The organism is Methanoregula sp., assembly GCF_002835825.1.
Lineage (GTDB): Archaea > Halobacteriota > Methanomicrobia > Methanomicrobiales > Methanospirillaceae > Methanoregula.
In genome coordinates this window covers 1-1,401 of sequence record NZ_PIZH01000540.1, presented here as the reverse complement: position 1 = coordinate 1,401, position 1,401 = coordinate 1, and the positions used below count along the sequence as shown (strand labels likewise).

Sequence of the window (1,401 nt, the reverse complement as noted above, 5' to 3'; positions counted from 1 at the left end):
TGCATGCCAAGCTGCCCGGGAAAAATATTTTTTACATTCCGGGCTCCGGTGAATGATACGGGACGTTGGACTGGAAGATCCCGTTCCCAGTTCAATCCGCATGAGCCTCCGGATCACGGTTGCATCCTGGCCGGTTATCTGGAGGAGCTGGTCGATCTCCATCCCTTCCCGGGCAATATTTTCGATCCTGTCATCATGCGGATTTCCGGTTTTTCTGCTGACCAGTTTCCCGATACTGCAAAGCCCGATGAGGAAATGTTCCTTTTCGATGAATTCAGCGCCGGAATGTCCTGCCTCGACAGCGGCAATCTCCCAGGCAAGGATCGCACCCGGGGATAATTCCGTCACGTCATCCCCTTCCGGTTCCTGATGCATGGTCCCACCTGACCTCTACTTGGCCTGAGCTTCGAATGCATCCAGCATATCGAAGACTTTCTTCCGGGTTGCTTCGCTGATCCCGATTTCTTCACGCTGCATGAACTCGAGCTGCGATATCATCCGTCCAATCCCCTGATCGTAGGTCCCTGATTCCGACACCAGTTCCTTCAGCGAAGCGATAAGTCCTGCAATGTCCCCGGTATTGATACACATCCGGGCAAGCAGGCAGGTCTTTTTCCTGAGATCGCCTCTCATGTTCCGGTATACCGGCGAATCGCGGTCTTTTCCGAAAAGGTCCTTCCGGCTGTGTTCGATAACCTGCGACAGGGTTTCCTTTTCTTTCAGTGCTTTCTCGTAGGCCTTCACGGATTGCGACACCTGCATCGAAAGCGGAAGCTCCGGATCGCCAACCGGTTTCTGTCCGGATACCATGCGTTTTATACAATCGGCAATAATCTCTCCCGGGTTTTCCATGATCGCGATGAAAAGGTGAACACAGGTAATTTCCTTGTCATGCGCAAGCTGGCCCGCCCGCCCGAAACAGCGTTTGCATTCAGTACTCCGGTGCAACACCTTTGTCTTATGGACAAAAACCCGCTTTCCGAACTGCAGACGGATGCAGCGATAGAACATATCAGGGCGTATCCCGGCATTCTGCAGGGGGAAATCAATCGCTTTTTTCTCTTCCATGATATCCTTCATGAGATGCCGGTTGTTCCTGATTGCATCGACCGCCCCCGCCACCCGGAGCTTCAGGATTCCTATCAGGAGATGTTCCTTTTCAATGAACTCCGACCCAGCCTGCAGGGATTCGAATGCCGCAATCTGAATCGCAAGTTTTACGGCGGGGGAAACTGATTTCACCAATTCACCTTTCCTATCCGGGCTGTCTGTCATGGAATTCCTCGCAGGTGTGCCCGCGCTCTTTCACGGCACATTCTCATTTCTCCCACCATCATCGATTTTTTCAGGTTATTTCCATCCGGGTATATCCGTAACGTCCGGAACTTTGTCATATTATAC

2 protein-coding genes are annotated in these 1,401 nt (G+C 52.1%); both read right to left on the bottom strand.

What is annotated here, in order from left to right:
- Positions 1–375, bottom strand: a 375-nt coding sequence (locus tag CW742_RS13110; RefSeq protein WP_292421094.1) for a hypothetical protein, incomplete at its 3' end; no start/stop codon positions are given.
- A gap of 15 nt (positions 376–390) precedes the next feature.
- On the bottom strand, positions 391–1,242 hold the full coding sequence (locus CW742_RS13105) for a Clp protease N-terminal domain-containing protein (protein WP_292421092.1): 852 nt from the start codon (positions 1,240–1,242) through the stop codon (positions 391–393).
- Between the last annotated feature and the right edge of the window lie 159 nt (positions 1,243–1,401).